This window comes from Thermomonas sp., from assembly GCF_041919455.1.
Taxonomy (GTDB): domain Bacteria; phylum Pseudomonadota; class Gammaproteobacteria; order Xanthomonadales; family Xanthomonadaceae; genus Thermomonas.
In genome coordinates this window covers 61,611-84,511 of the sequence record NZ_JAYRTQ010000009.1, presented here as the reverse complement: position 1 = coordinate 84,511, position 22,901 = coordinate 61,611, and the positions used below count along the sequence as shown (strand labels likewise).

The 22,901-nt window shown below is 68.1% G+C and carries 24 protein-coding genes and 1 pseudogene; 7 read left to right on the top strand and 18 right to left on the bottom strand.

Translation table 11 applies throughout. The features are described 5' to 3' along the window. Positions 1-28 precede the first annotated feature (28 nt). Positions 29-385, bottom strand: a complete 357-nt coding sequence (locus ACE3T8_RS08230) for a DUF1428 domain-containing protein (RefSeq protein WP_374608351.1) — start codon at positions 383-385, stop codon at positions 29-31. A gap of 112 nt (positions 386-497) precedes the next feature. Here ACE3T8_RS08230 and ACE3T8_RS08225 point away from each other — a divergent pair, with 112 nt between their 5' ends. From ACE3T8_RS08225 to ACE3T8_RS08215, 3 genes are read left to right on the top strand one after another with little or no spacing between them, the layout of a single operon-like run. After that, positions 498-1,178: a GNAT family N-acetyltransferase gene (locus tag ACE3T8_RS08225; RefSeq protein ID WP_374608350.1), complete on the top strand. Its 681-nt coding sequence runs from the start codon at positions 498-500 to the stop codon at positions 1,176-1,178. A gap of 60 nt (positions 1,179-1,238) precedes the next feature. Further along, positions 1,239-2,066 (top strand): hypothetical protein, encoded by an 828-nt coding sequence (locus ACE3T8_RS08220; RefSeq protein WP_374608348.1) that lies wholly within the window; start codon positions 1,239-1,241, stop codon positions 2,064-2,066. Continuing rightward, the gene (locus ACE3T8_RS08215; RefSeq protein ID WP_374608346.1) at positions 2,021-2,443 is read left to right on the top strand and encodes a hypothetical protein; all 423 of its coding nucleotides are present in this window, start codon (positions 2,021-2,023) and stop codon (positions 2,441-2,443) included. The genes ACE3T8_RS08220 and ACE3T8_RS08215 overlap by 46 nt, the downstream gene beginning before the upstream one ends. Here ACE3T8_RS08215 and ACE3T8_RS08210 read toward each other — a convergent pair. After that, the gene (locus ACE3T8_RS08210; RefSeq protein WP_374608345.1) at positions 2,419-3,552 is read right to left on the bottom strand and encodes a sterol desaturase family protein; all 1,134 of its coding nucleotides are present in this window, start codon (positions 3,550-3,552) and stop codon (positions 2,419-2,421) included. The two genes, ACE3T8_RS08215 and ACE3T8_RS08210, sit on opposite strands and share 25 nt — an antisense overlap. A 127-nt stretch (positions 3,553-3,679) precedes the next feature. On the opposite strand from ACE3T8_RS08210, the gene ACE3T8_RS08205 reads away from it, so the two are divergent. Continuing rightward, positions 3,680-4,918 carry a hypothetical protein gene (locus tag ACE3T8_RS08205; protein ID WP_374608344.1) on the top strand — a complete coding sequence of 413 codons (1,239 nt, stop codon included), beginning with the start codon at positions 3,680-3,682 and terminating at the stop codon, positions 4,916-4,918. A 76-nt stretch (positions 4,919-4,994) separates the two neighbouring features. Here ACE3T8_RS08205 and ACE3T8_RS08200 read toward each other — a convergent pair whose 3' ends face one another. From ACE3T8_RS08200 to ACE3T8_RS08175, 6 genes are all read right to left on the bottom strand, one after another. Beyond that, positions 4,995-5,705 (bottom strand): alpha/beta fold hydrolase, encoded by a 711-nt coding sequence (locus ACE3T8_RS08200; protein WP_374608342.1) that lies wholly within the window; start codon positions 5,703-5,705, stop codon positions 4,995-4,997. Between the two features lie 106 nt (positions 5,706-5,811). Continuing rightward, positions 5,812-6,420: a hypothetical protein gene (locus ACE3T8_RS08195; protein WP_374608341.1), complete on the bottom strand. Its 609-nt coding sequence runs from the start codon at positions 6,418-6,420 to the stop codon at positions 5,812-5,814. Between the two features lie 41 nt (positions 6,421-6,461). Beyond that, on the bottom strand, positions 6,462-7,658 hold the full coding sequence (locus ACE3T8_RS08190) for an acyltransferase family protein (protein ID WP_374608339.1): 1,197 nt from the start codon (positions 7,656-7,658) through the stop codon (positions 6,462-6,464). Between the two features lie 142 nt (positions 7,659-7,800). Further along, positions 7,801-8,448, bottom strand: coding sequence for a hypothetical protein (locus tag ACE3T8_RS08185; protein ID WP_374608337.1), 648 nt, complete (start codon positions 8,446-8,448; stop codon positions 7,801-7,803). A gap of 41 nt (positions 8,449-8,489) precedes the next feature. After that, a complete protein-coding gene (locus tag ACE3T8_RS08180) occupies positions 8,490-9,008 on the bottom strand; it encodes an RNA polymerase sigma factor (protein WP_374608335.1) in 519 nt (172 codons plus the stop codon). 84 nt (positions 9,009-9,092) lie between these two features. Then, positions 9,093-9,311, bottom strand: coding sequence for an RNA-binding S4 domain-containing protein (locus tag ACE3T8_RS08175; RefSeq protein ID WP_374608333.1), 219 nt, complete (start codon positions 9,309-9,311; stop codon positions 9,093-9,095). 62 nt (positions 9,312-9,373) lie between these two features. Here ACE3T8_RS08175 and ACE3T8_RS08170 point away from each other — a divergent pair, with 62 nt between their 5' ends. Further along, positions 9,374-9,748, top strand: coding sequence for a VOC family protein (locus ACE3T8_RS08170; RefSeq protein ID WP_374608331.1), 375 nt, complete (start codon positions 9,374-9,376; stop codon positions 9,746-9,748). A gap of 3 nt (positions 9,749-9,751) precedes the next feature. Here ACE3T8_RS08170 and ACE3T8_RS08165 read toward each other — a convergent pair whose 3' ends face one another. From ACE3T8_RS08165 to ACE3T8_RS08155, 3 genes are all read right to left on the bottom strand, one after another. Continuing rightward, entirely contained in the window at positions 9,752-10,390 is a 639-nt protein-coding gene (locus tag ACE3T8_RS08165; RefSeq protein ID WP_374608329.1) for a general secretion pathway protein GspB, read from the bottom strand. A gap of 4 nt (positions 10,391-10,394) precedes the next feature. Further along, entirely contained in the window at positions 10,395-12,005 is a 1,611-nt protein-coding gene (locus ACE3T8_RS08160) for an AAA family ATPase (protein ID WP_374608327.1), read from the bottom strand. Between the two features lie 66 nt (positions 12,006-12,071). Beyond that, on the bottom strand, positions 12,072-13,022 hold the full coding sequence (locus ACE3T8_RS08155) for a DMT family transporter (protein WP_374608326.1): 951 nt from the start codon (positions 13,020-13,022) through the stop codon (positions 12,072-12,074). Between the two features lie 31 nt (positions 13,023-13,053). On the opposite strand from ACE3T8_RS08155, the gene ACE3T8_RS08150 reads away from it, so the two are divergent. After that, positions 13,054-13,428, top strand: a complete 375-nt coding sequence (locus ACE3T8_RS08150) for a TfoX/Sxy family protein (RefSeq protein ID WP_374608324.1) — start codon at positions 13,054-13,056, stop codon at positions 13,426-13,428. Between the two features lie 49 nt (positions 13,429-13,477). Here ACE3T8_RS08150 and ACE3T8_RS08145 read toward each other — a convergent pair whose 3' ends face one another. From ACE3T8_RS08145 to ACE3T8_RS08130, 4 genes and pseudogenes are all read right to left on the bottom strand, one after another. Further along, the gene (locus ACE3T8_RS08145; protein ID WP_374608322.1) at positions 13,478-14,776 is read right to left on the bottom strand and encodes an NTP/NDP exchange transporter; all 1,299 of its coding nucleotides are present in this window, start codon (positions 14,774-14,776) and stop codon (positions 13,478-13,480) included. A 7-nt stretch (positions 14,777-14,783) separates the two neighbouring features. After that, a complete protein-coding gene (locus ACE3T8_RS08140) occupies positions 14,784-15,755 on the bottom strand; it encodes an aldo/keto reductase (protein ID WP_374608320.1) in 972 nt (323 codons plus the stop codon). 95 nt (positions 15,756-15,850) lie between these two features. Then, positions 15,851-16,696 (bottom strand): annotated as a pseudogene (locus tag ACE3T8_RS08135) (DUF72 domain-containing protein). Continuing rightward, entirely contained in the window at positions 16,693-17,130 is a 438-nt protein-coding gene (locus tag ACE3T8_RS08130; RefSeq protein ID WP_374608318.1) for a VOC family protein, read from the bottom strand. The pseudogene ACE3T8_RS08135 and the gene ACE3T8_RS08130 overlap by 4 nt, the downstream one beginning before the upstream one ends. A gap of 128 nt (positions 17,131-17,258) precedes the next feature. Between ACE3T8_RS08130 and ACE3T8_RS08125 the strand changes: the two genes are divergently transcribed. Further along, on the top strand, positions 17,259-18,908 hold the full coding sequence (locus tag ACE3T8_RS08125; RefSeq protein ID WP_374608316.1) for a serine hydrolase: 1,650 nt from the start codon (positions 17,259-17,261) through the stop codon (positions 18,906-18,908). Positions 18,909-18,983: 75 nt separating this feature from the next. Here the strand turns inward: ACE3T8_RS08125 and ACE3T8_RS08120 are convergent, their stop codons facing one another. From ACE3T8_RS08120 to ACE3T8_RS08110, 3 genes are all read right to left on the bottom strand, one after another. Further along, entirely contained in the window at positions 18,984-19,682 is a 699-nt protein-coding gene (locus tag ACE3T8_RS08120) for a PleD family two-component system response regulator (RefSeq protein WP_374608314.1), read from the bottom strand. 82 nt (positions 19,683-19,764) lie between these two features. Further along, positions 19,765-20,658, bottom strand: a complete 894-nt coding sequence (locus ACE3T8_RS08115) for a hypothetical protein (protein ID WP_374608312.1) — start codon at positions 20,656-20,658, stop codon at positions 19,765-19,767. Between the two features lie 10 nt (positions 20,659-20,668). Further along, positions 20,669-22,870 (bottom strand): M1 family metallopeptidase, encoded by a 2,202-nt coding sequence (locus tag ACE3T8_RS08110; RefSeq protein ID WP_374608310.1) that lies wholly within the window; start codon positions 22,868-22,870, stop codon positions 20,669-20,671. Positions 22,871-22,901: the final 31 nt, after the last annotated feature.

Here is a 22,901-nt window from a genome sequence, read left to right as displayed (position 1 = left end):
CCGCCAGCATAACGCGGGCTTGCGGGGCTCAGGCCCTGAGGTCGAGCACGTTCTCGAAGCTGCCGAAGATCATCCGCTTGCCGTCGAACGGCATCGGGTTGGCCGCCTCCATCCGCGGGTCTTCCATCATCTGCTTCATGCCGGCGTCGCGGGTCGCCTTGTCCGGCCATTCGATCCACGAAAACATCACGGTTTCATCGTCCTTCGCCTGCACGGCGCGGTGGAAGTCGGTGACCGTGCCGTGCGGCACGTCGACGCCCCAGCACTCGACCACGCGCAGCGCGCCCAACTCCAGGAACATGGGGTCGAAGCGGGCGGCGTAGTCGATGACCTCCTGTCGGCTGGCGGTGGGGGCGGCGATCACGAAACCGTCGATGTAGCTCATGGCGTTCTCCGTTGTTGGCGGGCGTGGATGGGTGCCGCAATGACCATGACGAATGCGCAGGCACAGTTTCGACAGCGTGGCGGAAAGATTCCGTGATCGGCACACTGCCGGGATGACGGCGCACCCGCTCGACAACCCGTTCTTCTCGGCGCTGGGCAGCCTGCATGCCGGCATCGCCCTGCAGGCGGGCGAGGTGAAGCGCTATCCGGCGGACGTCGCCCCGTTCCTGGGCATCCCCCATCCCACTCTCGACCTGGCCGATCCGTTGGTGGCATTGGTGCCGGCAGGCGACAGCGTGCTGCTGCTCGGCGTCGCGCCTGCGGCCGTGCCGGAAGGCTGGGCGATCGAACGCTTCGCCGACCTGGCGCAGATGCAGTGCGACCGTGAATTGCCGGTCATCGACGGCCCAGGCATCGTCGAGCTTGGCGATGCCCATCGCGCCGATGTGCTCGCATTGACCGCACTGGTCTATCCGCATTACTTCCGCCCACGCACGATGGAACTGGGCCGCTATTTCGGCATGTACATGGAGGGCCGGCTGGCGGCGATGATCGGCGAGCGGCTGGGTGCCCCCGGGCACCGCGAGATGAGCGCGATCTGCACGCACCCGGATTTCCTCGGCCGTGGGTACGCGCGGCGACTGACGGCGTACCTCAGCAATCGGACGCTGCAGGAAGGCAACAAGCCGTTCCTGCACGTCGCGTACGCGAATGCGCGCGCACGCGGGTTGTACGAACAGATGGGTTATCGCCTGCGCCGGGACATCGGGTTCTTCGCGTTGCGGAGAGGCTGATCGCGGCATCGCAAGTTTCGAGGGATTGTGCGCTGCGGACGCATGGGCGAAGGTGCCCGCATGAAACTCCTCTACGCCCCGGACACCGCCGACCACCCCAATTGGGGCTGCCGCTTCATGGGCGACTGGTATCGCGATGCGCTTGGCGCACTGGAGGGCGTGCGCCTGCGCAGCCTGGGCAGCCGCTGGTTCTTCCGCGACGACCCGACGGTACCGGTGCCGCGGACATGGCAGGAGCTGCTCGTCATCGCCCAGGCCGTGCGCGATGGCCGCAGCCAGGGGCTGGAGCGGGTGCTGCCGCTGCTCGCCGGCTGCGAGCTGCTGTTCATGAATGGCGAGAACTTCATCCGCCCCGGCGCCATGAAGGGGCGGCGCTTGCTGATGCTCGCCTACCTGGCCAAGGTCGTCTTCGCCAAGCCGGTGGTGCTGGCCAACCTGACCCTGGACCTGTCGGAGCCCGCGCTGGCCGAGATGGTAGCGCGCGTGCTGCCCTTGCTGGACGAAGTGCAGGTCCGCGAGGACGTGTCCGCCGCCGCGTATCGCGCGCTGGTGCCGCAGGCCGCGTTCGTGCAGTTCGCCGACGTGGGCTGGACCGCCACGCCGGCACCGCTCCAGGCATGGGGTGCGCTGGCCCGCCGCCCTGGCCAGTTCAACGCCTGGCCGGATCGCAGCGCCGCCTTCGATGCCGGCAAACCCTACGTCACCGTGAGTGCGAGTTCCGCCTTCGTCGGCACCGGGCAGGGCGACGATCCTGCGGGGGCTTCGTGGCCTTGTGCAAGCGACTGGCGGAAGACGTCGCGCAGGTGGTGCTGGTCGCGCCGTGCGAGATCGATGCCGCGATCATGCGCAAGGTGCAAGCGGCGACCGGCTTTCCGCAGCTCGGTCTGAACCTGCCGGTCCTGCAGGGCATCGATGTGCTCGGCAACGCGCGCGTGCACGTGGGCGGTCGCTGGCATCCCGGCATCTTCGCCGCGACCGGCGGTACGCCGCTGGTGGCGATGGGCGCCAATACGCACACGATGGCGACGTTGATGCAGCAGCTACATCCCGATGAACCCGTGTTCGATGCGGGGAATCTGGCTGGCCAGGTCGACGCCATTGTCGACCGCGCCAGGGCGCAGGTCGACGCCGGCCTGGCCTTGCGCGCGGAGGTGTTGCAGAAGGCCGCGGCGATGCGCGCGCAGGTCGCGGGCAACCTCGGGTTCGTGCAGGCACGGCTGGCGGCCTCGCGCGGGGAGGCTCAGGCGTCGTCGCGGCCCACGTAATCGTCGTAGGTCTTCCTGCGCGACAACGGCATCCGCGCCTGCGCGAGGAAGCCGACCGGCACGGTGTCGAGCTTCATCACGCCGTATTCGGCGGGCCATTCGCCGCGCGGCGGCAACTTGAAGGTGCCCATCAACCGGTCCACCAGCGGCAGGTGGATCGCGTAGTTCACGTCGATGTACTCGGCCTGCCGCGCGTGGTGCCAGTGGTGGTAGCGCGGCGTGACCAGCACCTGTTCCAGCCAGCCGAAATCCAGCCGCAGGTTGGCATGCGCCAGCACCGCCTGCAGGCCGACCAGGATCACGTAGGCATTCACCGCCGCCGGCGCGAACCCGAGCACCACCAGCGGCAACAGCACCACGCTGCGGGTCAGCACGATCTCCAGCAGGTGGATGCGCGAACCGGCCAGCCAGTCCATCCGCCGTGTGGAGTGGTGCACGGCGTGGAAGCGCCAGAGCAAGGGCGTGTTGTGGTATGCGCGATGCAGCAGCGCCTGCGCCAGGTCGGCCACGAACACCGCCAGCAGGAACTGCGCCCACACCGGCAAAGACTGGATCGCGGCCTTCACCGACGGGAACGCCGCGAGCGCGGCGACGGTACTGGTCGATGCGGTCACCGCGATCAGGATGAACTGCACCAGCACATGACCCATGAAGAAATACGCCAGGTCGGTTCGCCACTCCGCGCGCAGCGGCGACAGCGGCCGCACCGGCAGCATCCGCTCGATCGGGATGAATACCAGTGCCGAGAAGAACAGCGAGATCACGAACCAGTCCAGCCCCAGCGAGAACGGGGTGGAGTCGATCGCGTCGAAGTGCACGGTGGCCCCGCCCAGCAGCACCGCCAGCGCCGCGCTGCCGACCCCGAGCATCGCCACCCGCCGGTTGCGCCCGCGCAGGATCGCGAAGGTGCCGGTGAGAAAGGCCGCGACCAGTCCGAACAGCAACAGGTGCCGTGCGAAGGCCTCGCTGTAGACCGCGCGGAAATCGCGGCTGGTCAACAGCTCCGGGAAGTGGAAGCAGAGCACCCCGAGTAGCGCCGACAGCCCGAGGCCGGCGGAGAGGTGGGCCAGCCAGGAGCGGCGCGGGCGCGGGTTGATGGTCGCAGTCATCGCGGCACCGTAGCGGGCGACCGCATCGCCGACAACATCGCGCCCGCAATGGGCAGTTCATGGCCGGTTCCGCGCATCGGCCCGAATGCGCCCTAGACTGGGGCATCCCCCCCGCCGCCACGGTTCGATGCGCCTCCACTGGATCCTGATCGCGCTTTGCCTGCTGGGTAGTGCCTGCAGCCGCCAATCCGAGCCGACCCTGACCAGCGCGAACGCGAATGCGGACGCGGAGCTGGGCACCGGGCCGGTGGTGCAGCGCAAGCCGCAGGATGCGATCGACTGGTCGCCGGTGCGGCTGGAGGCCGGCGATGCCTGGGTCGATTGCAGCGCCGACTACACCCTGGGTGGCGGCCGGCCGTTGTTGTCGCTGGCGTATGAAGACCTGCGCCGCAGCCTTCAGGACTGCCGCGGCACTGGCCTGTTGCGGCTGCGCTACAAGGGCAAGGTCACCGCCAGCTTCGCCGCGCTGATGGAACGCAGCGGCAAGGTGGCCGGCGACCTCGGCATCGGCAAGCGCATCCTCGACATCGACTCCGCCGGTGGCCACGTCGAAGCCGCGATCCGCGCCGGCGACGCCATCGGCGAGAACGACTGGACGATCTGGGTGCGCGGCGATTCCGTTTGCCACAGCGCCTGCGTGCTGCTGCTGGCGGCGGGCGACATGCGGGTGATCGCCGGGCCGGTCGGCATCCACCGGATGATCCGCCTGCGCTCGTCCGCGACCTCGCGCAAGGAACTCGGCGAGGAACTGCGCACGGTCAGCGACGAGCTGCGCAACTACCTGGAGCGCAATGGCGCGTCCGACAAGGTCTACGACCTGATGACCACGGTGCCCAATCGCACCCTGCGCATCCTCACCGTCGACGAGCTCGACCAGTACGGGCTCTCCGGTGCGAATGCGGTGGAGGACGACCTCAACCGGATCCGCCTGGCGCGCCGTTGCGGTACCGATTTCCTGCAGCGCCGCGACGCCTTCCGCCGCGCCTATGACGCGCAGTGCGCGCAGGGCGCGTTGGGGGAAACCCAGGACATCGACCAGATCAACCAGTGCGGGCTCGCGCTGCGCGGCCAGTTCGGCTTCCCCGGTGCGCAATGCGCGGATGAAAGTCCGATGGCTGAACTGGATGGCGCGATCCTGATGCCGCGCGTGCCGCAGGACATGCCGGAACCGACTGTGCCGATGCCCGATCCGCCGCCCGCCGGTGCGGGCCGTGTCAAGGCCCCGAACGTGGCCAGCGTTGCGCCCGCCGTGGATGCCGCATCGACCCAACCCGGACCGTCTGCCGGCGACGATCCCGACCCGCTGGCCGCCGATGAAGCTGCGGCCGACGATGGCGAGGATGCGTCGCTGGAGATCGCACGCTGACGCAGGTTGGAGAAGCGCACGTTCGATGCCGCGTTTCCGTTCAACTGAACGAAGATGTTCCGGGTTGAGCGAATCCTCAGCGCCGACCGACCTCGGCAAAAATGCGTCTCAACGCGGTGAACGCCTCATCGTGGGCCAGTGATGCGTGGCTGGCCTGCTCCGAGACTCGCCACTGGTGCCTGGGCAAAAGGCGAACAAGATCCCGGATGCTCTGGATGGGCGCATTCTCGTCATCTTCGCCGTGATGGATGTAAACCATCGGTGCGTTGGCGCAAGGGATCGAGTCCCATGATCCCAGAAGCACCTCGAAGTCACCCCAGGCGCCATGCGCAAGATCAGGCGGAAGACCCCATGTGCCGAGCGTTTCCATGGCGTCCTCGTAACTGTTCGTGCCGAAGAGTTCGAGGAGTTGCAGGGTTGGCGGCGACGTCACTGTGCGAGTGAACGTCTCCGGCGTGCCCATGGAGGCCAGCAGATAGCACGCCTTCACCCGGTCCGGGTTGTTGGACGAGAAGTGGAGAGCGAATGGCCCTCCACCGCTGCCACCCATGACATGACACCGGTCGATGCCGTTGGCATCCAGGTACTGCAGGGCTCGCTGGCTGCAGATCTCGAATGAAGGCTCGCAGTCGTCGCCGTCGTACCACGGGCGCGTCGGGCACATCAGCCGGACATCGAGTTGCTTCGCCAGTCCGGAGAACTCGCTGCCGGCTTCGCCCCGTTGCGGCGTCCCCATGAAAAACACGAGGGGAACGCCTGCCTTGTTGCCGAGCTCATGGAATTTCATGATGTCTCATCCTGGTGTCGATCGAGGCCCGTTTGCGCTTGCTCCTGCGGTGGTAGCCAGTAGCAGGACAAGCGATAGAGCTGGGAAACCGCGAACAGGCATCACCTCACTCCTTGGAGGTCAGGCGCAGCGTCCATGCCAGCGGCAACAGCCATGCAGCCTGCAAGGCCGTCGCCAGCAAGATGCCCTTGACGTCGAGTTGCAGCAGGCCGGACAGGATGCCGGTCACCTGCACGATGCCGATCACCACGCCCAGCGCCGCAAGCCATGTCCTGCCGCGACGATGCAGCGCCAGGCTCCACAGCACGAAGGCAATGCCGGCCGCGACGACGGCGCTGGTCGCGAACGCCTGGTTGATGTCGTGGGTGAAGTGCAGCAGCGAGGCATTCGGCGTTGCGCCACCCGACAGCAGGCGCGGCGCAACGAAGCCGCTCATCATCGCCGCGACCAGGTTGCAGATGCCGGACACCATGTAGACGGCGAAGGCCAGCGATGCAGTCGCCGGCCAGCGCAGCCACGCGCACAGTCCGGCCAGGCCGGTTGCCAGCAAGGGCAGGCAGGCGATGGCGATGCCATGCACCAGGGTGTTGACCGCCCGCATGCGTCCGTCCGGATCGTCGGCGAGCTCGTGGCCGGTGGGATGCATGATCAGCACGACGAGCGGCAGCAGGATGCCCGTCATCAGCAAGGCGGCGGAATGGCGAGGTTGGATCATGCGCATGGATTCCCTTGAGGTCGACGTCGCATGGTGCCGTCTCAACGCGCCGCTTCCAGCCCGCGCGGCTTGCGCCGGCCATTGAGCCATCCACCGATCCAGGTGTTGCGCACCAGCACGTCATAGCTGAGCAACAGCAGCGACATCGCCACTGCCAGCACGATCGGGAACTCGACGATCCATGGCCAGTCGACGCGCGACATCGCAAGCTGCATGGCCATCACCAGCGGCAGGTGGGCGATATAGATCCAGTACGAGGCATCGGCCAGGTAGCGCCGGACCGGGCTGTGGCCGGACAGGAAGCGAAGGCCCAGGCCGAGGATGGCGAAGGTCCAGCTCCAGCCGGCGAGCGCGTATGCGATCGCGTAGCCGACGGTCGCGATGTCCTGCGTTGCAGGCACCAGTTTCGGTGCAAGCCCGACATGCAGCACGCAGCCGACGGTGGCCGACACCGCGATGGCCAGATGCAACGGCCAGTGCGATGCCCAGCGCTGCAATAGCGCCTGTTGCCGATGCAGCAGCCAGCCGAAGGCGAACGCGCTGCCGAAGGCGACGCACGCGGCCAGGCTGGGATACAGCGACTGTTCGGGCGTGGGAATGCCGAACCATGCGAACCATTTCGGATGGGTAATCAGGGCGGCGGCCAACGGCAATGCAAGCAGCAGCGGCCCGGCCGGCGATGCGAGCAGTGGCACGCAGGCGTCACCCGCGCGTTGCACGAATGCGCTGCGGCCGAGCGTTGCGCGCAGCGCCAGCGCGGCGATATAGCAGAGCAGCAGCACGTACAGGAACCACAGGTGCGTCAGTGGGAAGTTGCGCGGCGACAGCGGCGGCGTCGGCGGCGCAGGCGGCATGCTGCCGTTGTTCACCAGCCAGGCATTCCAGGCAATGACCGCGACGATGGTCATCAACATCGGGAACCACAGCGAGGCCAGCGGGATCGCGATGCGGCGCGCGCGATCGCGGATGAAAGCGAGGGTGCCCAGCCGCTCGCAAGCCATCCGCGCGAACAGGCCGGCAACCAGGAAGAACAGCAGCATCCGGAACATGTGCGGCACGTAGAACAGCAGGCCGGCGAATTCGCCGGGCGAGGCGTCGCTGACGACCCAGAAGTGTTGCGCCCCCGGAATCCAGGACATGCTGGCGTGCACGACCAGGCCGAGCAGCAGGGCGATGCCGCGCACGGCATCCAGTCCGTGCAGGCGTTCGCGGGGTGGGTGGGCAAGCGTGGTTTGCATCGCGTTCTCCGTTGTTCGGGATGTGCGCGGCCATGCCGCACGCGATGGCGTGCGACAGGCCGGGGTTCATGGGTGGAGGCCGGCAACGCGGCCCAGAAGAAGGCGGGGCGTCGTGATCGACGCGCTCAGGCCGCTGGCGCGGTTACTCCCGCTCGAAGCGTTCCAGCTCGTCGTAGACGCGCAGGTTGCGGCGGATGCCGTCGGCGCCGTCGTCCATGCGCGCCAGCGGATCGCGTGCCCCGCGAGTGCCGCGCGCCGACCACCACCAGGTCGCCAATGTCCCGACGATGCCGATGGCCAGGCTGATCCAGATCCAGGTCGGCGTTTCCAGCTGCCCGGCCTGTGGCGAGAGTCCGGCGAAGCCGATCACCACCAGCACCCACAGCACCCACCACGGCGCGCCGCAGAGGTTGGAGTTCAACACCTGCACGCGAAGCAGCAGGCGCAGGCGCTTCTGGATGGCGAGCACCGGCAATGCATAGTCGAGGGTCGTCGCCAGTCCGGTGACGATGCCGGCGAAGGCGATGTGGAGCACGCCGAACGCGTGCAGGGCGATGCCGGCGACCAGCAGGCCCGGCACGTCCAGGTTCTGCCGCCAGCAACCCACGCCGAGCAGCACCAGGCCGAGGCCGAGCACTGCCTGCAGCGCCATGCCGAACACCAGCGGCCGCAGGTTGCGGCGCGCCTGCGCCTGCTTCTGCCCGCGCAGCAGTTCCAGTTGCAGTGCGTCCTGGCGGGCCAGGCGCGCGTCCAGCGCCTGCCATGCGGATTTGATGTCGTCGAGTTCCATCGTGATGTCCATTGTCTGGTTCGGTTCGATGCCGGATCGGCTCAGAGTTCGTCGCGCAGGCGCTGTTTCAGCCGCCCGACCTTGGTGGAGACATTGGCTTCGCTGATGCCCAGGATCTCGGCGATCTCGCGCTGCGGCCGGTCTTCGAGGTAGAGCAGCAGCAACGCGCGATCCAGTGGCGGTTGCCGGGCGATGAAGCCCTGCAGCAGGCGCAGGTGCTGGTCGCTCTCGTGGTCGATGGCGCCGGTGTCGGCGACATCGTGCAGGGCGTCGTCCAGCGGCACGGCGTCGTGGCGATTGCGCATCGACTGCACGCGCACATGGCTGATCGCGACGTTCAGCGCGACCCGGTACATCCAGGTGCTGAAACTGCGCGCGCTGTCGTACTTCGGCCACGCATGCCAGAGCTGGGCGGCGATTTCCTGGGCCAGGTCGGCGCGGTCTTCCGGCAGGCGCGCGTAGGTGTTGGCGACCTTGAACACGATGCCGGCATGCTGCTGCAGCAATGCGGAAAACGCCTGCTGGTGGCCGAGCCCGGTCATGGTGGCGATGGTCTCCATGGTGTCCCCGACGCGTCCATCGCGCCCTTCGAGACCATGATTCGCAGCGACGCGGGGAATCTCACACGCCGTCCTGAAAAAAATTCAGCTGGCCACGATCCGGATCAGCACATCGTCGACCCGAACCTGCTGCCCGGCGCGGATCTTCGCGGTCTTGCGCAGCTCGATCGCGCCATCCACCTGCACCGCGCCGCTGGCGACCAGCTGCTTGCCGGCACCGCCGCTGTCGCACAGGCCGACCAGCTTCAACAGCTGGTTGAGTTCGACGAAGTCGCGGTCCAGTTCGAAATCGAGTGTCTGCATGCGCCCAGCATACCGCCCGCCACCGGGTGTAGGCTGCGGCTCCTTCCAGCCGGAGAATCCCGATGCTCGCTTACGCCACCCTCGGCACCACGGACCTGCCACGCGCCGCCGCGTTCTACGACAGTGTGCTCGCGCCGCTCGGCGCGAAGCGGCAGATGGAGGAGCCCGACTATTTCATCGCCTGGGGCAACTCGGAGCACGGCGCAGGCCTGGGCATTACCTATCCGTTCGACAAGCAGGCGGCGACGGTCGGCAACGGCTGCATGGTCGCTCTCGGTGCGACGTCGCGCGAACAGGTCGATGCGGTGTACGCGAAGGCGCTGGAACTCGGCGGCACCGATGAAGGTGCGCCAGGCGAACGCTTCCCGGGCTTCTATGCCGCCTACTTCCGCGACCTGGACGGCAACAAGCTCAACTGCTGCTGCATGGGCCAATAAGCGTCAGGGCAGCGCGACGCGCGCGCGCTGCCCGTCGCGTTCCACCACCACGCCGTCGCGCTCGATGGCCACGACCTGCACGTCGCCATTGCGGTCGCCCTCGGCCATGCGCTGGCCGTTGAGGATGACGAAGCGCTTGTCCGGCGCGGCGTCCCACATGTGCATGCTCAGCTTCACGCCGCTCATCGAGGTGGTGGCGGGCACTGGCGCGGATGGAGGAAGGATTGGCGCCTGCGGCGGCGGGAGTTCGCGTGCGGGCGCCGGTGCTGGTGGCGGAGTTGCGGCGATCGGTGCGGCAGCGGCTTCGCGCGTCGGCGACTCGGTTGCAACGACGGGCGTCTCCGTGACCGGTGCCGTCGCAACCGGGCGCGGCACGACGGCCGGCACTGCGGCAGGCGACGCCGTTGTTTCCTGATTGGCGGCGATGGCCGGCGTGGCCGGCTCGGCGACATCGCCGCGCGTCGCCAGCCACCACGCAATCGCGGCGATCGCGAGGACGAGCAGCACGACCGGCCACAACCACGAGGGCGCAGCGTTGCGCGTGCGCAAAGGCGCAGGCGGGAGCTCCATCGCCACGTCGGGCGTGTTGCCGCGGCGACGTTCGGCTTCCGATTTGCGCAGGGCTTCGAGGATCAGCGACATCGGGTCAGTCCAGGACGCGAAGCAGGCGCGGGCCCGGTGGATCGTCGGCCAACGCCATCAGGGTGAGCGGGCCGGCGATGCCGTCCGCGGGCAGGCCGCGCGCTTCCTGCAACTGGCGCACCGACGCACGCAACGCCTCGTCGTAGGGCGCGCCGGGCACGACATTGCCGGTAGGCGACAGGCGCTGGCGGATCCAGTCGACCGCCGCGCCGGTGCTGTCCAGCCGCGGCGGCTTCGCCAGCACGGCCGGGCCGCGCCACAGGCCGGCGTAGTCGCCGTTCCAGCGCGACTGCAGCAGCACGCGGTCGAGGTCGATCGTGCGCGAGCCAATGCGCAGGCGTGCCTTGCGTGCGTCCGCACCCAGCAGCACCGCCCATGCGCGCGCGCGACCGTCCTGCAGGCGCAGCAGGATCGGGCGATCCAACGCGAGCAGGGTGTCCAGCCGCGCACGACCCTGCACGCAATGCACCTCGGCCTGCGCGCTCGGCGTGCACGGGCCCGACGGATCGACGGTGATTGCGTCCGCGGGCAACGACCACAGGCCGAGCAGGTGTTGCCAGGCCGGCAGCGGGGTATCGCCGGTCGCGCCGAGCAGTTGCACGAGGGCGGCGACATCCAGCGTTTCGGCGTCGGGAAGTGGCGCGGGCAAGACCGTCGTCGCCGACGCTGCCGTGGCTGTCGTCTTCGGCGCCTGTGCGGGCGAGTCAGCAGTGCGGCTGCGCCAGGCCCAGCCAGCGGCCAGCGCGATCGCGACGAGCGCCGCCGCGCCCGCCAGCCACGGCCAGCTGCGCCGCGCCAGCACCGGCGGCAGGACTTCATCCGCGGCGGCATCGACCAGTTTCGCGTCGATGCTGGTGGCATCGCGTGCATACCCCGCCAGCAGCGCGCGTTCGGCGATGACATTGATCAGCCGCGGCACGCCGCCGGCGCGCGCATGCAGGCGCTGTACTGCCGCGGCATCGAACGGGAAGCGGGTGCCGCCGGCCACCCGCCAGCGATGGCGCAGGTAGACCGCGGTTTCCTTGGCGTCGAGCGGGGTCAGGTGGAAGCGCGCGGTGATGCGTTGCGCCAACTGCCGCAGTTCCGGCCGCGCGACCATCGTGCGCAGTTCCGGCTGGCCGAGCAGCAGGATCTGCAGCAGCTTCTGGGTGTCGGTTTCCAGGTTGGTCAGCAGGCGCACCTGCTCCAAGGCGTCGGCCGGCAGGTTCTGCGCCTCGTCGATCAGCAGCACGACGCGCAGGCCCTTTGCATACGCATCGAGCAAGTAGACGTTGAGGGCATCGACCAGCGCCTTCGCGGAACCGCGCTTGCCGGTGATGTCGATCCGCAATTCCTCGCAGATCGTCTCCAGCAATTCGATCGCGTTCTGTCGCGGGTTCAGCACCAGCGCGATGCGCGCGTTGTCCGGCAACTGTTCCAGCAGCAGCCGACTCAGCGTGGTCTTGCCGGTGCCGACCTCGCCGGTGAGCTGGACGAAGCCGCCGCCGCCGCCCTTGTCGATGCCGAACAGCAGGTGCGCCAGGGCATCGCGGTGGCGCTCGCTGAGATGGACGAAGCGCGGATCCGGGGTGATCGAGAACGGCGCTTCGTGCAGGCCGTAGTAGCCGAGATACATGCGGTGGGCGTCGACGGGGAAGCGGCTAGCCTGCCACGACGCGGGCCGCGACGCGAACCGCGGCGTTCAGTCGGCGATCCGGTGGGTTTCGCTGATCGCCGCCTGTTCCGGGTGCACGGGCGGTTTGCGCTTGCCGGCCAGCAGCCCCTGCGCGAACACCACGCCCAGGATGATCGCCACGCCGGCGTAGAACTTGCCGCCGAGTTCCTGCTGCTCGCCGAACAGGATTGCGGCCAGCACGATTGCGTAGATCGGCTCCAGGTTCACCGACAACTGCGCGGTGAATGCGGACAGATGCCGCAGCGCGACCAGGCACAGCGCGAACGGGAACAGCGTGCAGGCCAGCGCCAGCACGACCAGCCAGAACGCATCCATCCCGGTGGGCAGCACCAGCAGCGGGCCTGCGAAGGCGGGCACGAGCATCGGCATCAACGGCGCGAGCAGGGTCAGGGTCAAGGTGCCGGCACTGAGCTCCAGTGCGGTGACGGTGAGCGCATCGCCGCCATCGACCATGCGCTTGTTGAGCGTGCCGAACAGGGCGACGAACAACGCGGACACCACGCCTGCCACGATGCCCGCATGCATGCCCGCGGGCACGCCGCCGACCACCAGCCAGATGCCGGGCAGCGAGGCCAGCCCCAGCAATAGGTCGCGCGGCTGGAAGCGTTGCCGTGTGAGCAGCGGTTCGACCAGCGCGGTCATCGGGGTGGCGAAGGCGATGCAGGTCGCGGCCACCGAGGCATTCGACAGCTTGATCGCGCCGTAGAAGGTCAGCCAGTGCAGCGCGACCAGCGCGCCGATCCCGGCATACGCCCAGCGCGCGCGCAGCGGCATCGCCCGCACCCCGCGCCAGACCCGTGGCAACAGCGCCAGCGCGGCGACCACGATCAGCATCCGCCACCACACCAGCGGCAGGGCCGGCAGGGTGATCAGCTTGCCCAGGATCGCGGTGAAGCCCCACAGCAGCACGCACAGGTGGATCTGCCACAGGGCGCGGGTGGTGTCACGGTTGCTCATGCGCGCATTATCGCCGGACGGAGGCGAGACCATGGGCCGCGAGTACCTCGATTACCTGCACGATCTTTTTTCCGCCTTCGCGCCGGTGACCACGCGCGCGATGTTCGGCGGGCATGGCGTGTACCGCGACGGCGTGATCCTCGCGATCGTCATCGACGAGACCCTGTACCTGAAGGTCGACGACGCCACCCGCGCGGCCTTCGAGGCGGAAGGCAGCGCGCCGTTCGTGTACGAGGCGAAGGGCAAGGCGGTGCCGATGAGCTACTGGACGGTGCCGGACGAGGCGCTGGATTCGCCGCAGGATTTCCGGCCGTGGGCGCAACGTGCGTGGGAGGCGGCGTTGCGGAAGCCGAAACCGAAGTCGAAGAAGCGGAAGGCATCGAACAGGAAAATGGGGTCAGAGTAGAGTTTTGCGCGCGAGATGCTTGGGGAGCAGAAATCCATCCGCGCAAAATCTACTCTGACCCCATTTTCTGCTCGGCCGCCTCGCGCGCCTGCGCCCGCCCCAGCCAGATCCCGAGCATCGCCCAAGCCAGCGCCAACGGGATCACCACGCTCACCAATCCGCCCAACGCCATGCCGAGCCGCCCCAGCAGGCCTTCCACCTGCGCACCGGCCACGTCACCGCTGCGATAGACGAAGGTGTCGATGAAGGCCTTGGCCTTGTACTTGTCTTCTCGGCTGATCACGGTGAACAGCGCTTCGCGCGCGGGCCGGGTGAGTCCGCGTTGCACGGCCTTGTTCAGCGCTTCCAGCAGCACCAGCGCAGCGAATGACCCGAAGATCGCCAGGCCGATGAAGCCCAGCGCATTGGCGATCGGCAGCAAGGCCAGCGCGAAGGCCAAACCGAAGCGGCGGATGATGTGGCCGGTGAGGGTGAGCTGCAAAAGCAGCACCGCGAGCTGCGTCCACATGTCGATGTTGGCCAGCAGGCCGGTGCGCGCATCGAGGTCGCTCTCCGCCGCGGCGACCATCTGCAGGCGGCTGAAGTAGACGAAGGTGGCGACGATCGTCATTGTCAGCACGTAGCCGGCGATGCCCATCAGGTAAGGGGATGCGAAGACTGCGCGCAGCCCGGCCAAGGCGCTGCCGCCGATGCGCTGTTCGTCGTCGCGTGCCTCGGCAACCTGCGTCGATGTGGCCTCGCGGTCGCCAACGATCCGTACCAGCCACCACGCCAGCGTGATGCCCAGCAGAAGGAAACCCGCGGCGACCAGCAACAATGCGGGCGTGCCCAGAGGCTCCGCCAACTGCGATGCGAGCCATGGCCCGAAGATCGCCCCCAGCGTGCCGCCCACCGCGATCAGCGCGAACAGGCGCTTGCCCTGTTCGCTGCTGAAGCGATCGGCCAGCAAGGCCCAGAACACCATGGTCACGAACAGGTTGAACACGCTGAACCAGACGTAGAACACCTGCCCGCTGCGCGCGCCGACCACACCGGGCGCGAACACCAGCAAGCCCCAAAACCCGGCCAGGCTCAACGCGAAGAAGCCGTACGTCGCGCCAATGAACTGCAGGCGCCTGAGCCGGCTGACCAGCCAGCCGAACACGGGATTCACCAGCAAGGTGACCACCGCGGTGCCGATGAACAGCCAGCGGATGCTGTCGATGCCGCGCTCCATGCCCAGCGCGTCGCGCGCCGGGCGCAGCATCTGCAGCGCAGTCAGGATGCAGAAGAAGAACAGCCCGGCGACCAGTACCGGCGCGAGTTCGCCGCGCCGGAGGTTGAACAGCTGGGCCAGGCGTTTCTGCATCGTCGTCTCAGCCGAACAAGGCGACGAGTTCCGCGTGTTGCGCGGCACTCAGCAACGGGCCGATGCCGCCCTTGAGGTTGTCCGCCTGTCGTTCCGGCTTGCCGGTGGCCGGGATGACCACGGTCACCGCCTCGTCGCTGATCGTGAAGCGCAGGAACAGCTGCGCCCACGAGGTCGCACCGATCTCCGCGGCCCAACCCGGCAGCGGCATGTCCTTGCTGCGCGCGAACAGCTTGCCGTCGTCGAAGGCGCGATTGACGATCACCGCGATGCCGAGTTCGCGCGCGACCGGGAACACCGTCTTCGCCGCCGCCGGCGCGGACACCGAATAGTTGATCTGCACGAAGTCCGGTTTTTCCTTGCGCATCAGCCCGGCCAGCTCGGCATGCGCGCTGTCGCGGAAGTGGGTCAGGCCGATGTACTTCGTCTTGCCCTGCGCCTTCAGTTCGCGCGCATACGGCAGGGCCTGGGAGAGGTTGCGCAGGTTGTGGACCTGCAGCAGTTCGACCTTGCCGGTGCGCAGCCGGCGCAGCGAGTCGGCCCACTGCGCTTCCAGCGCGGCGCGATCGTCGGCCGCGAGCTTGGTGGCCAGGAAGCAGCGCTCGCGCCAGCCGCCTTCGGCCAACAGGGCGCCGACCACGTCCTCGGCATTGGAATAATTCGGCGAGGTGTCGATGACGCTGCCGCCGCCGGCGAAGAACACCTTCAGCACATCCTTCAGCGCAGCGAATTCGGCCGAATCCAGCGGCACCTCGTAACTGCCGGACGTGCCGACGCCGATCGTCGGGATCGATTCGCCAGTGGACGGAATGGCGCGCGCGATCAATGCGCCGCCCAGCGGTACGCGGCCCGCGATCGCGCCGGTCGGCTTGGGGCGTGCCGTTTCGGGGCGCTCCTGCGCACAGGCGGCCAGCGGCATCGCGGCGAGGGCGGCGCTGGCCAGCGCGGCGCGGGTCAGGAACTGCCGGCGGGTGTTCATGGCGTGCTCCTCCGGGGTGACCTCGAGCCTGCACAAGGTGCCGTCAAGCCTGTGGCGTGGCGAAGTGCCGGACGGCACATGCCCTCCGACAGGGATCAGCTGCGCGCGAGGATGGCGTACAAGGCCGTCGCCGCTGCCGGGTTGCGTTCCTTGGCTGCGCTGATGAACTGGATGAAGACCTCGCGCGGTTGCGAGGGTGCTGCCCTGTCGACGATCTTCGGCAGGTCGTCCGGCTCCTCGCCGCGTGTCCACAGGCGTGCGCGTGCCGCCCATGCATCGAGTTCGTCCAGCGGATAGCCGGTGGCGATTTCGCTGCGGGCACGCATCAGCCGCGCGTAGACGAAATCGGCGGTCACATCTGCGAACGACGGATGTTCAGGGGAGTCGGTGAACACGGTGGCGACACCATGCCTGCGCGCCAGCGCGATGAAATCGGCATCGATGAAGGCCGCATCGCGCACGTCCAGCACATGCCGCAGCGGACGGCCGTCGGCTTCGCGTGGAAGCAATTCGCAGAACGCTTCAAACGAATCGTGTTGCAGCGTCAGTCCGGCATCGAACTGCCACAGCAGCGGACCCAGCCGGTTGCCGAGCTCACTGATGCCGCCGATGAAGTCCTCGATTTGCGGGCCGGTCTTCGCCTACGCCTTCGACTGCATGATCCGCATCGGCGCCTTCACCGAGAACACGAAACCCTCGGGCGTTTCGTCGCGCCATTTCGCATACGTCGCCGGTTTCTGCGCGCCGTTGTAGGTTCCGTTGATCTCGATGCAGCTCAGGTGCCGGCTGGCGTATTCCAGCTCGCGTCGTTGCACCAGTCCCTTCGGATAGAAATTGTCGCGCCACGGCGCGTACGTCCAGCCGCCGATGCCGGTGCGGATGCCGTCGATGGCATCGACCCGTTGCGCGGTCCAGTCGTCGGGTGCCGGGAACAGACTCATGCCTGCGCAGGTTCCGCCCATGGGTCGTAGCTGCCGAACCACCAATAATGGCCTTCCGGATCCTTGCAGGCGTAGCCGCGGCCGCCATAGGGCTGGTCGGCGATGTCGATGGCGATGGTCGCGCCGGCGGCGACCGCACGTGCGTAGTGCGCATCGGCGTCGGCCACGATCACGCAGGCGCTCTGGGTCTCGCGGCCGCCGATGTCTTCCGGCTGCACGATGGCCTTGCCCCATTCGCCGACATTGCTGGTCGAGCCCAGCATCACCATGCCCTTGCCGAACACCAGTTGTGCATGGTGGACGGTGTCGCCGTCGGCATACACGGCGTGTTCCTGGAATCCGAAGGCATCGCACAGCCAGTCGATCATGCCCAGCGCGTTGCGGTAGCGCAGGCAGGGAATGATGGTGGACGTCGTGTTCGCGGGCTGGGACATGGCGATGCTCCACGTGCGGGAAACGCGAGGGTACATCGCCCGCGCGATGCCGGCGGGCGTGACCTGTGGCCATCGACGCCATCCGCGATGCTGGTGATACTCGCGGAATCGCCAACGAAGGATTCCGCATGCGCCTGCTTCCTCTCGCCATCGCCTTGGCCGTCGTGCTTGCGGGGGCACCCGCGCAGGCGCAGCAGGCACCGCCGCCGATCCGCGTCGACGACACCCTGGCGCCACTCGCTGCGCCGTTGCCGGATGCGGCGCGGCTGGCGCGCTTCGATGCCTTCGTCGCCGCGGTGCAGAAGCAGTTCGACGTACCCGGTGTGGCGGTGGCGATCGTCAAGGACGGGCAGGTGGTGCTGGAACGCGGCTACGGCGTGCGCAAGCTCGGCGAGCCGGCCAAGGTCGACGCGCACACCATGTTCGCCATCGCCTCCAACACCAAGGCGTTCACCGCGGCGGCGCTGAACATGCTGCAGGACGAGGGCAAGCTGCAGACCACGGATCGCGTCATCGACCACCTGCCGTGGTTCCGCATGAGCGATCCCTACGTCACCCGCGAGATGCGCATCCGCGACCTGCTGGCGCACCGCAGTGGGCTGAGCCTGGGTGCGGGCGACCTGCTGTACTGGCCGACCACGACATACTCCACGCGCGAGGTCGCCGAACGCCTCAAGGACGTACCGCTGACCGGCGGCTTCCGCGAGCAGTACGCCTACGACAACATCCTGTTCGGCGTGGCCCAACTTGTGGTGGAAGAAGCGTCCGGCATGCCGTTCAAGCAATTCCTCGACAGCCGCATCTTCCAGCCGCTGGGCATGGCCGAGACCCGCTACAACAGCGACGACCTCAAGCGCGGCGACAACGTGGCGACCGGCCATGCCAAGTTCGATTTCAAGGACCTGCGCCCGGTCGGGGTGACCAGCTGGCGCAACGTGTCGGGCGCGGGCGGGCTGTATTCCAGCGTGCACGACCTGTCGAAGTGGATGCGCCTGCAACTGGCCGGTGGCGTGATCTCCGGCAGCGGAGAAAACGCAAAGCGCCTGTTCTCGGAGGCCCGCCAGCGCGAGATGTGGACGGTGCTGACCCCGATCCCGGTCGGCAAGCCGTCGATCCCGGGACTGGCGCCGATGGTGCCGAACTTCATGGGCTACGGGCAGGGCTGGAACCTGTCCGACTATGCCGGCGAGCGGCTGGTCTGGCACACCGGGGGTTGGCCGGGGCAGGTCTCGCGGCTGACCCTGGTGCCGGGCGAGAAACTCGGCGTGGTGGTGCTGACCAGCGGCGAGATCGGCCAGGCCTTCCACGCGATCACCTACGAAGCGCTGGACATGATGCTGGGCCGCGGCGGCAACGACTGGTTGCAGGCGTATGCGGAGTCGTTCGCCCGCGCACAGGGCAATGCCGACGAAGACTGGAAGAAGCACGTGGCCGCGCGCGATGCCGCGTCGAAGCCGTCACTGGCGCTGGCGAAGTACGCCGGTACCTACCGGGACCCGTGGTACGGCGACGTGCTGGTGCGGCAGGGCGCGAAGGGCCTTGAAATGCAGTTCGCGAAGACCGCCGAGTTGCTGGGGGACATCGAGCACTGGCAGCACGACAGCTTCATCGTGCGCTGGCGCGACCGCGGCCTCAATGCCGATGCCTTCGTCAACTTCAGCCTCGATGCCGACGGCCACATCCGCGAAATGCGGATGGAGCCGATCTCGCCGCTGACCGACTTCAGCTTCGACTTCCAGGACCTGCGGCTGGTGCCGGTCAAAAAGGGGTCAGAGTGAATTTCCTGCCGGCTCTGTTGCGCGCATTGCGAAAAGCAGGTCAGGAAACTTCGCTATGACCCCTTTTTCGGCGATTCAGCCTTGGCCCGCCGCGGCCGCCGCTTCCGCGCGGGTGCCGGGCTTGCTGCCGTGGCGCGGGATGTTCTCCGCGTCCAGCAGGGCCTCGATGCGCATGAACACTTCCGCCCGCGAGAACGGCTTCTTCATGAAGTCGTCGGCGCCGATGCGCTGCACGTAGAACTGTTCGGTGGCCTGTGCGTTGCCGCTGATCATGATGATCGGCAGGTGCTTGGTGATCGGGTCGCGGCGCAGGGTGCGCAGCGCGTTGAAGCCGTCCATCCCGGGCAGCACGATGTCCAGGAAGATCAGGTCCGGCACTTCCTTGCGGGCGATCTCGATGCCGCTTTCGGCGTCGAAGGCTTCCAGGACCACGAGTTGGTTCTGCTGCAGCATGCGCTTGAGCAGGGCGACGATGGTCGGCGAATCGTCGATGACCAGCACGCGCAAGCCGGGGCGCGCGTGCCGGCGGTTGCGTTCGCGGCGTTCCGGGCCGTCGTGGTCGGGCTGGGCGGGTTCCGCGGGAACCTGGGCCGCCTCGGACTGGACGTCGGCAGGCAGCTCGACGGGTGCCGGGATGGCGGGTTCGCGCGCGGCAGGCGGCGCGGCGGGTGCAGGCACCGGTGCCTGGTTCGGCACCAGCCCGGGCGGCATGACGAAGGGCTTGCTCGCCGGCTTGGCGGCCGGCTTGCGCTTGAAAAGATCGAAGAAGGCCACGCCGTTCCCCCTGGTTTGGCTCGTGGACAATCTTAACCGAACGGCCCGCCCCGACGGACCGGGGTGGGAGGCAAGCCCGGGATCAGCGGCGCGCGTGCTGGTCCGCAGCCAGCGCGGCCATCGCGTAGAGGCGGGCGATGCGGCCGCAGGCCAGCCCCGCGGCGATGCCGCAACCCAGCAGCATCGCCAGCAGGAAGCCGCCCAGCCCGGCGCCGCCGGCGAATTGGCGCAACCAGGCGAACAGCAGCGCCAGCGCCAGTCCGAGCAGGGTGGTCGCCAGCCAGGCCAGCAGCACCGCCACCGGGCGCCGGCACAGCAGCTTAAGGCCGCGCCACCAGGCCTTGAGGGCGGAGCGGAGGCGGCCATCGGCGGCCAGCCAGCCGCGGCCGGCCTCCAGGCTGGCATGGGCCAGCACGAACAGCACGCCGCCAACGACGAAGGCGACGGTGCGGCCGGTGTCGAGGCCCGCACCAACGATCGCGTCTTCGTGCGCCGATTCGTTGGCGCCGATGATCACCGACATCACCAGCAGGGCCAGGCCCAGCGGGATCGCCGACCACAGCAGCATCCGCAGCAGCGGGCCGTATTCGGACAGCGCGCCGCGCAGCAGGTCGCCGAAACCGGGACGGCTGCGCGAGCGGATCGCAGTCAGGGTGGCGCCGGCCAGCAGCGGCGACAACAGCAGCATCAGGATCGCGCCGATCATCGTGCTTTCGCCGAGCACGCCGTGCGGGGCATTGCGCGACAGCAGCAGGTCGAGCAGCAGCGTCGGCGCTTCGCCATTGGCGATGGCCCTGGCCTGTACCGAATGGTTGAGCGCTTCGGCCAGCCAGTTCCAGGTGGGCAGGGCGGCGATCAGCGCGCAGCCCAGGCTGGCGCCGATCCACAGCAGCCACAGGCGCCACTGCAGGGCACCGCGCAGGCCGTCGCCGATGGCGGAACGGACGGGAAGCGAAGTCGGTCGGGTGGAGGACATGGTGTGCGCCTCAGACGAAGGACAGCAGCGCGAACAGCGACTGCAGGAGCGAGGTGAAGTCGCCGAACCAGCGGCGCGCGGCGCTGCCGTCGGCCTCGACGGTGCGGCTGTCGTTGAGCTCGGACAGGTCGGTGCGGATCAGGTCGTCGGGATCCAGTTGCGCCGACACCGCCTTGGACGCGGTGACGAACTCGAAGCGCTGCCAGCTGCCGGTGGCGGTCACCGGCAGGTCGCGGTGGCTGCCGTCGGCGAAGCGCACGCGCAGCACCTGCGGCACCGCCTGGCCGTCGCGGCGCACCACCACGCGGGTCTTGTACGGGAAGGCGCCTTCCCACTCCTTCGCATTCGGGTGCTTGGCCTTCCACGCGCGGCGGCGATCCTCGATCGCCTTGTCCAGCGCCTTGCTGCCGATCAGCACCTGCTTGCCGGCATGCGACCAGTAGCCCGGCTGCGGCAGCAGTTCGCGGCTCTGGATGCTCTCCACGCGGTCGTCCACGCGGCCGGTGCCGTAGATGAAGGCGTCGAAGTTGGCTTCGACGATGTCGCGGCGACCGGTGCCCTCGGCCAGTGCCTCGCGCAGGTCGGCCAGCGACGGGTGGCGGAACTTCCAGCGCTCGTAGTACAGCTTCATCGCGCGTTCCATTGCCGGCGTGCCCACCATGGCCTCGATCTGGCGCATCACCGTGGCAGTGCGCGAATAGACCGTGCCGTAGCTGCCGCTGGACAGGCGCGACCAGCTGTTGTCGCCCAGTGCGTCGGCCGGGTCGCCCAGGCTGGCGCCGATCCGCTCCATGTCGAACGGGGTCAGCGTGGTACCGATCCCGAGCGCACGCAGGAACGGCAGGGTCAGGTGCAGGTCCTGCTTGCGCGCGGTCATCATCCGCTGGTCCCAGTACTCGTTCATGCCCTCGTCGAGCATGGGTTCCTCGAATTCGTTCGAGGCCAGGATCCCGTAGAAATAATCGTGGCCGAACTCGTGCACGGTCACGAAGTCCAGGGCGAAGCGACCGAGCGTGCCCGGTTCGACCTGGCGCGTGCTGTCGGCGGTGAAGAAGGTCGGATATTCCATGCCGCCGGCTTCGTCCGCGCCGTACGGCGGGACCACGGCGGTGACGGTGCCGTAGGGATAGGGACCGAGCGTGTCGGAGAAGTACTTGAGCGAATCGAGCGTCGCCTGCATGACCGGCTCCGCATTCGAAGCGTAGTCGGGCGGGTACAGCACCTTGACCTGCACCGGCCCGTTCGGCCCGTTCCAGGTCTTCACCAGCGGCTTGGCGTAGCGGTTGTCGGTGGTCCAGGCGAAGTCGTGCACGTCGTGCTGCACGTAGCGATGGGTGACCTTGCCGGCCTTCTCCACGGGCTTGCCGGTCAATGCACCGGTCGCGCCGACGGTGTAGCCCTTGGGTACGGTCAGGCGTACGTCGAAACTGCCGAAGTCGGCGAAGAACTCGCTGTGCAGGTGGAATTCGTGGGCGTTCCAGCGCGGCGCGGTGGCACCACGCTCGCCCGCCAGTTCCAGTACCGCGACCTTGGGAAACCACTGCGCGACCAGGTGGAAGGTGCCGTAGTAACCGGTGCGCGCGACCACCCGCGGCAACTGGTCGAAGAAGTCGATGTCGAGCGTGGTGGTGGCGCCCGCGGCGACCGGGCGCGGCAGGTCGATGCGGACCACGCTGCGGTCGGTCTTCGGGCCGCCGTCGGGTTGCACGAAGGTCCATTTCGTGGCTGCGCCGTCCTGCAGAACCTTGTCCAGGCGGATGAAGCCGAACTCGCCGTCCTTGGTGTCGACGTTGCTGCGGAAGCCGCTCTCGCTGGCCCGCTGTTCGGTCATGAAGGTGCTGCCGGGGCCGTCGAAGCCGTTGAGGTACAGGTGCACGTACAGGCTGCACACCGGTTGCGCGCTGCGGTTGCGCCAGGTCAGCGCCTGCTTGCCGGTGATCGTGTGCTTGACAGGGTCGAGCTCCGCATCGATCGAATACGCCACAGTGCGGTTCGACAGCGTCGCTTCCTTGCCGGTGCGCGGGCCACCCCAGGCATCGGCCGCGCTGGGCACGCGCACGGCACCGGCATCGGCGCCGGCCAGCGGGATCGACGGGCATGCGCCGGTGGTCGCGGGCAAGGCAGGCGAGGTGGCAGGCGACTGCGCGCTGGAGGGCAGCGCCAGGGCGGCGCTGAGCGCAAGCAAAACGACGGCGGCACGGGATCTGTGCATGGTCTGGGTCCGGCGGGAGCGAAGCAGAATC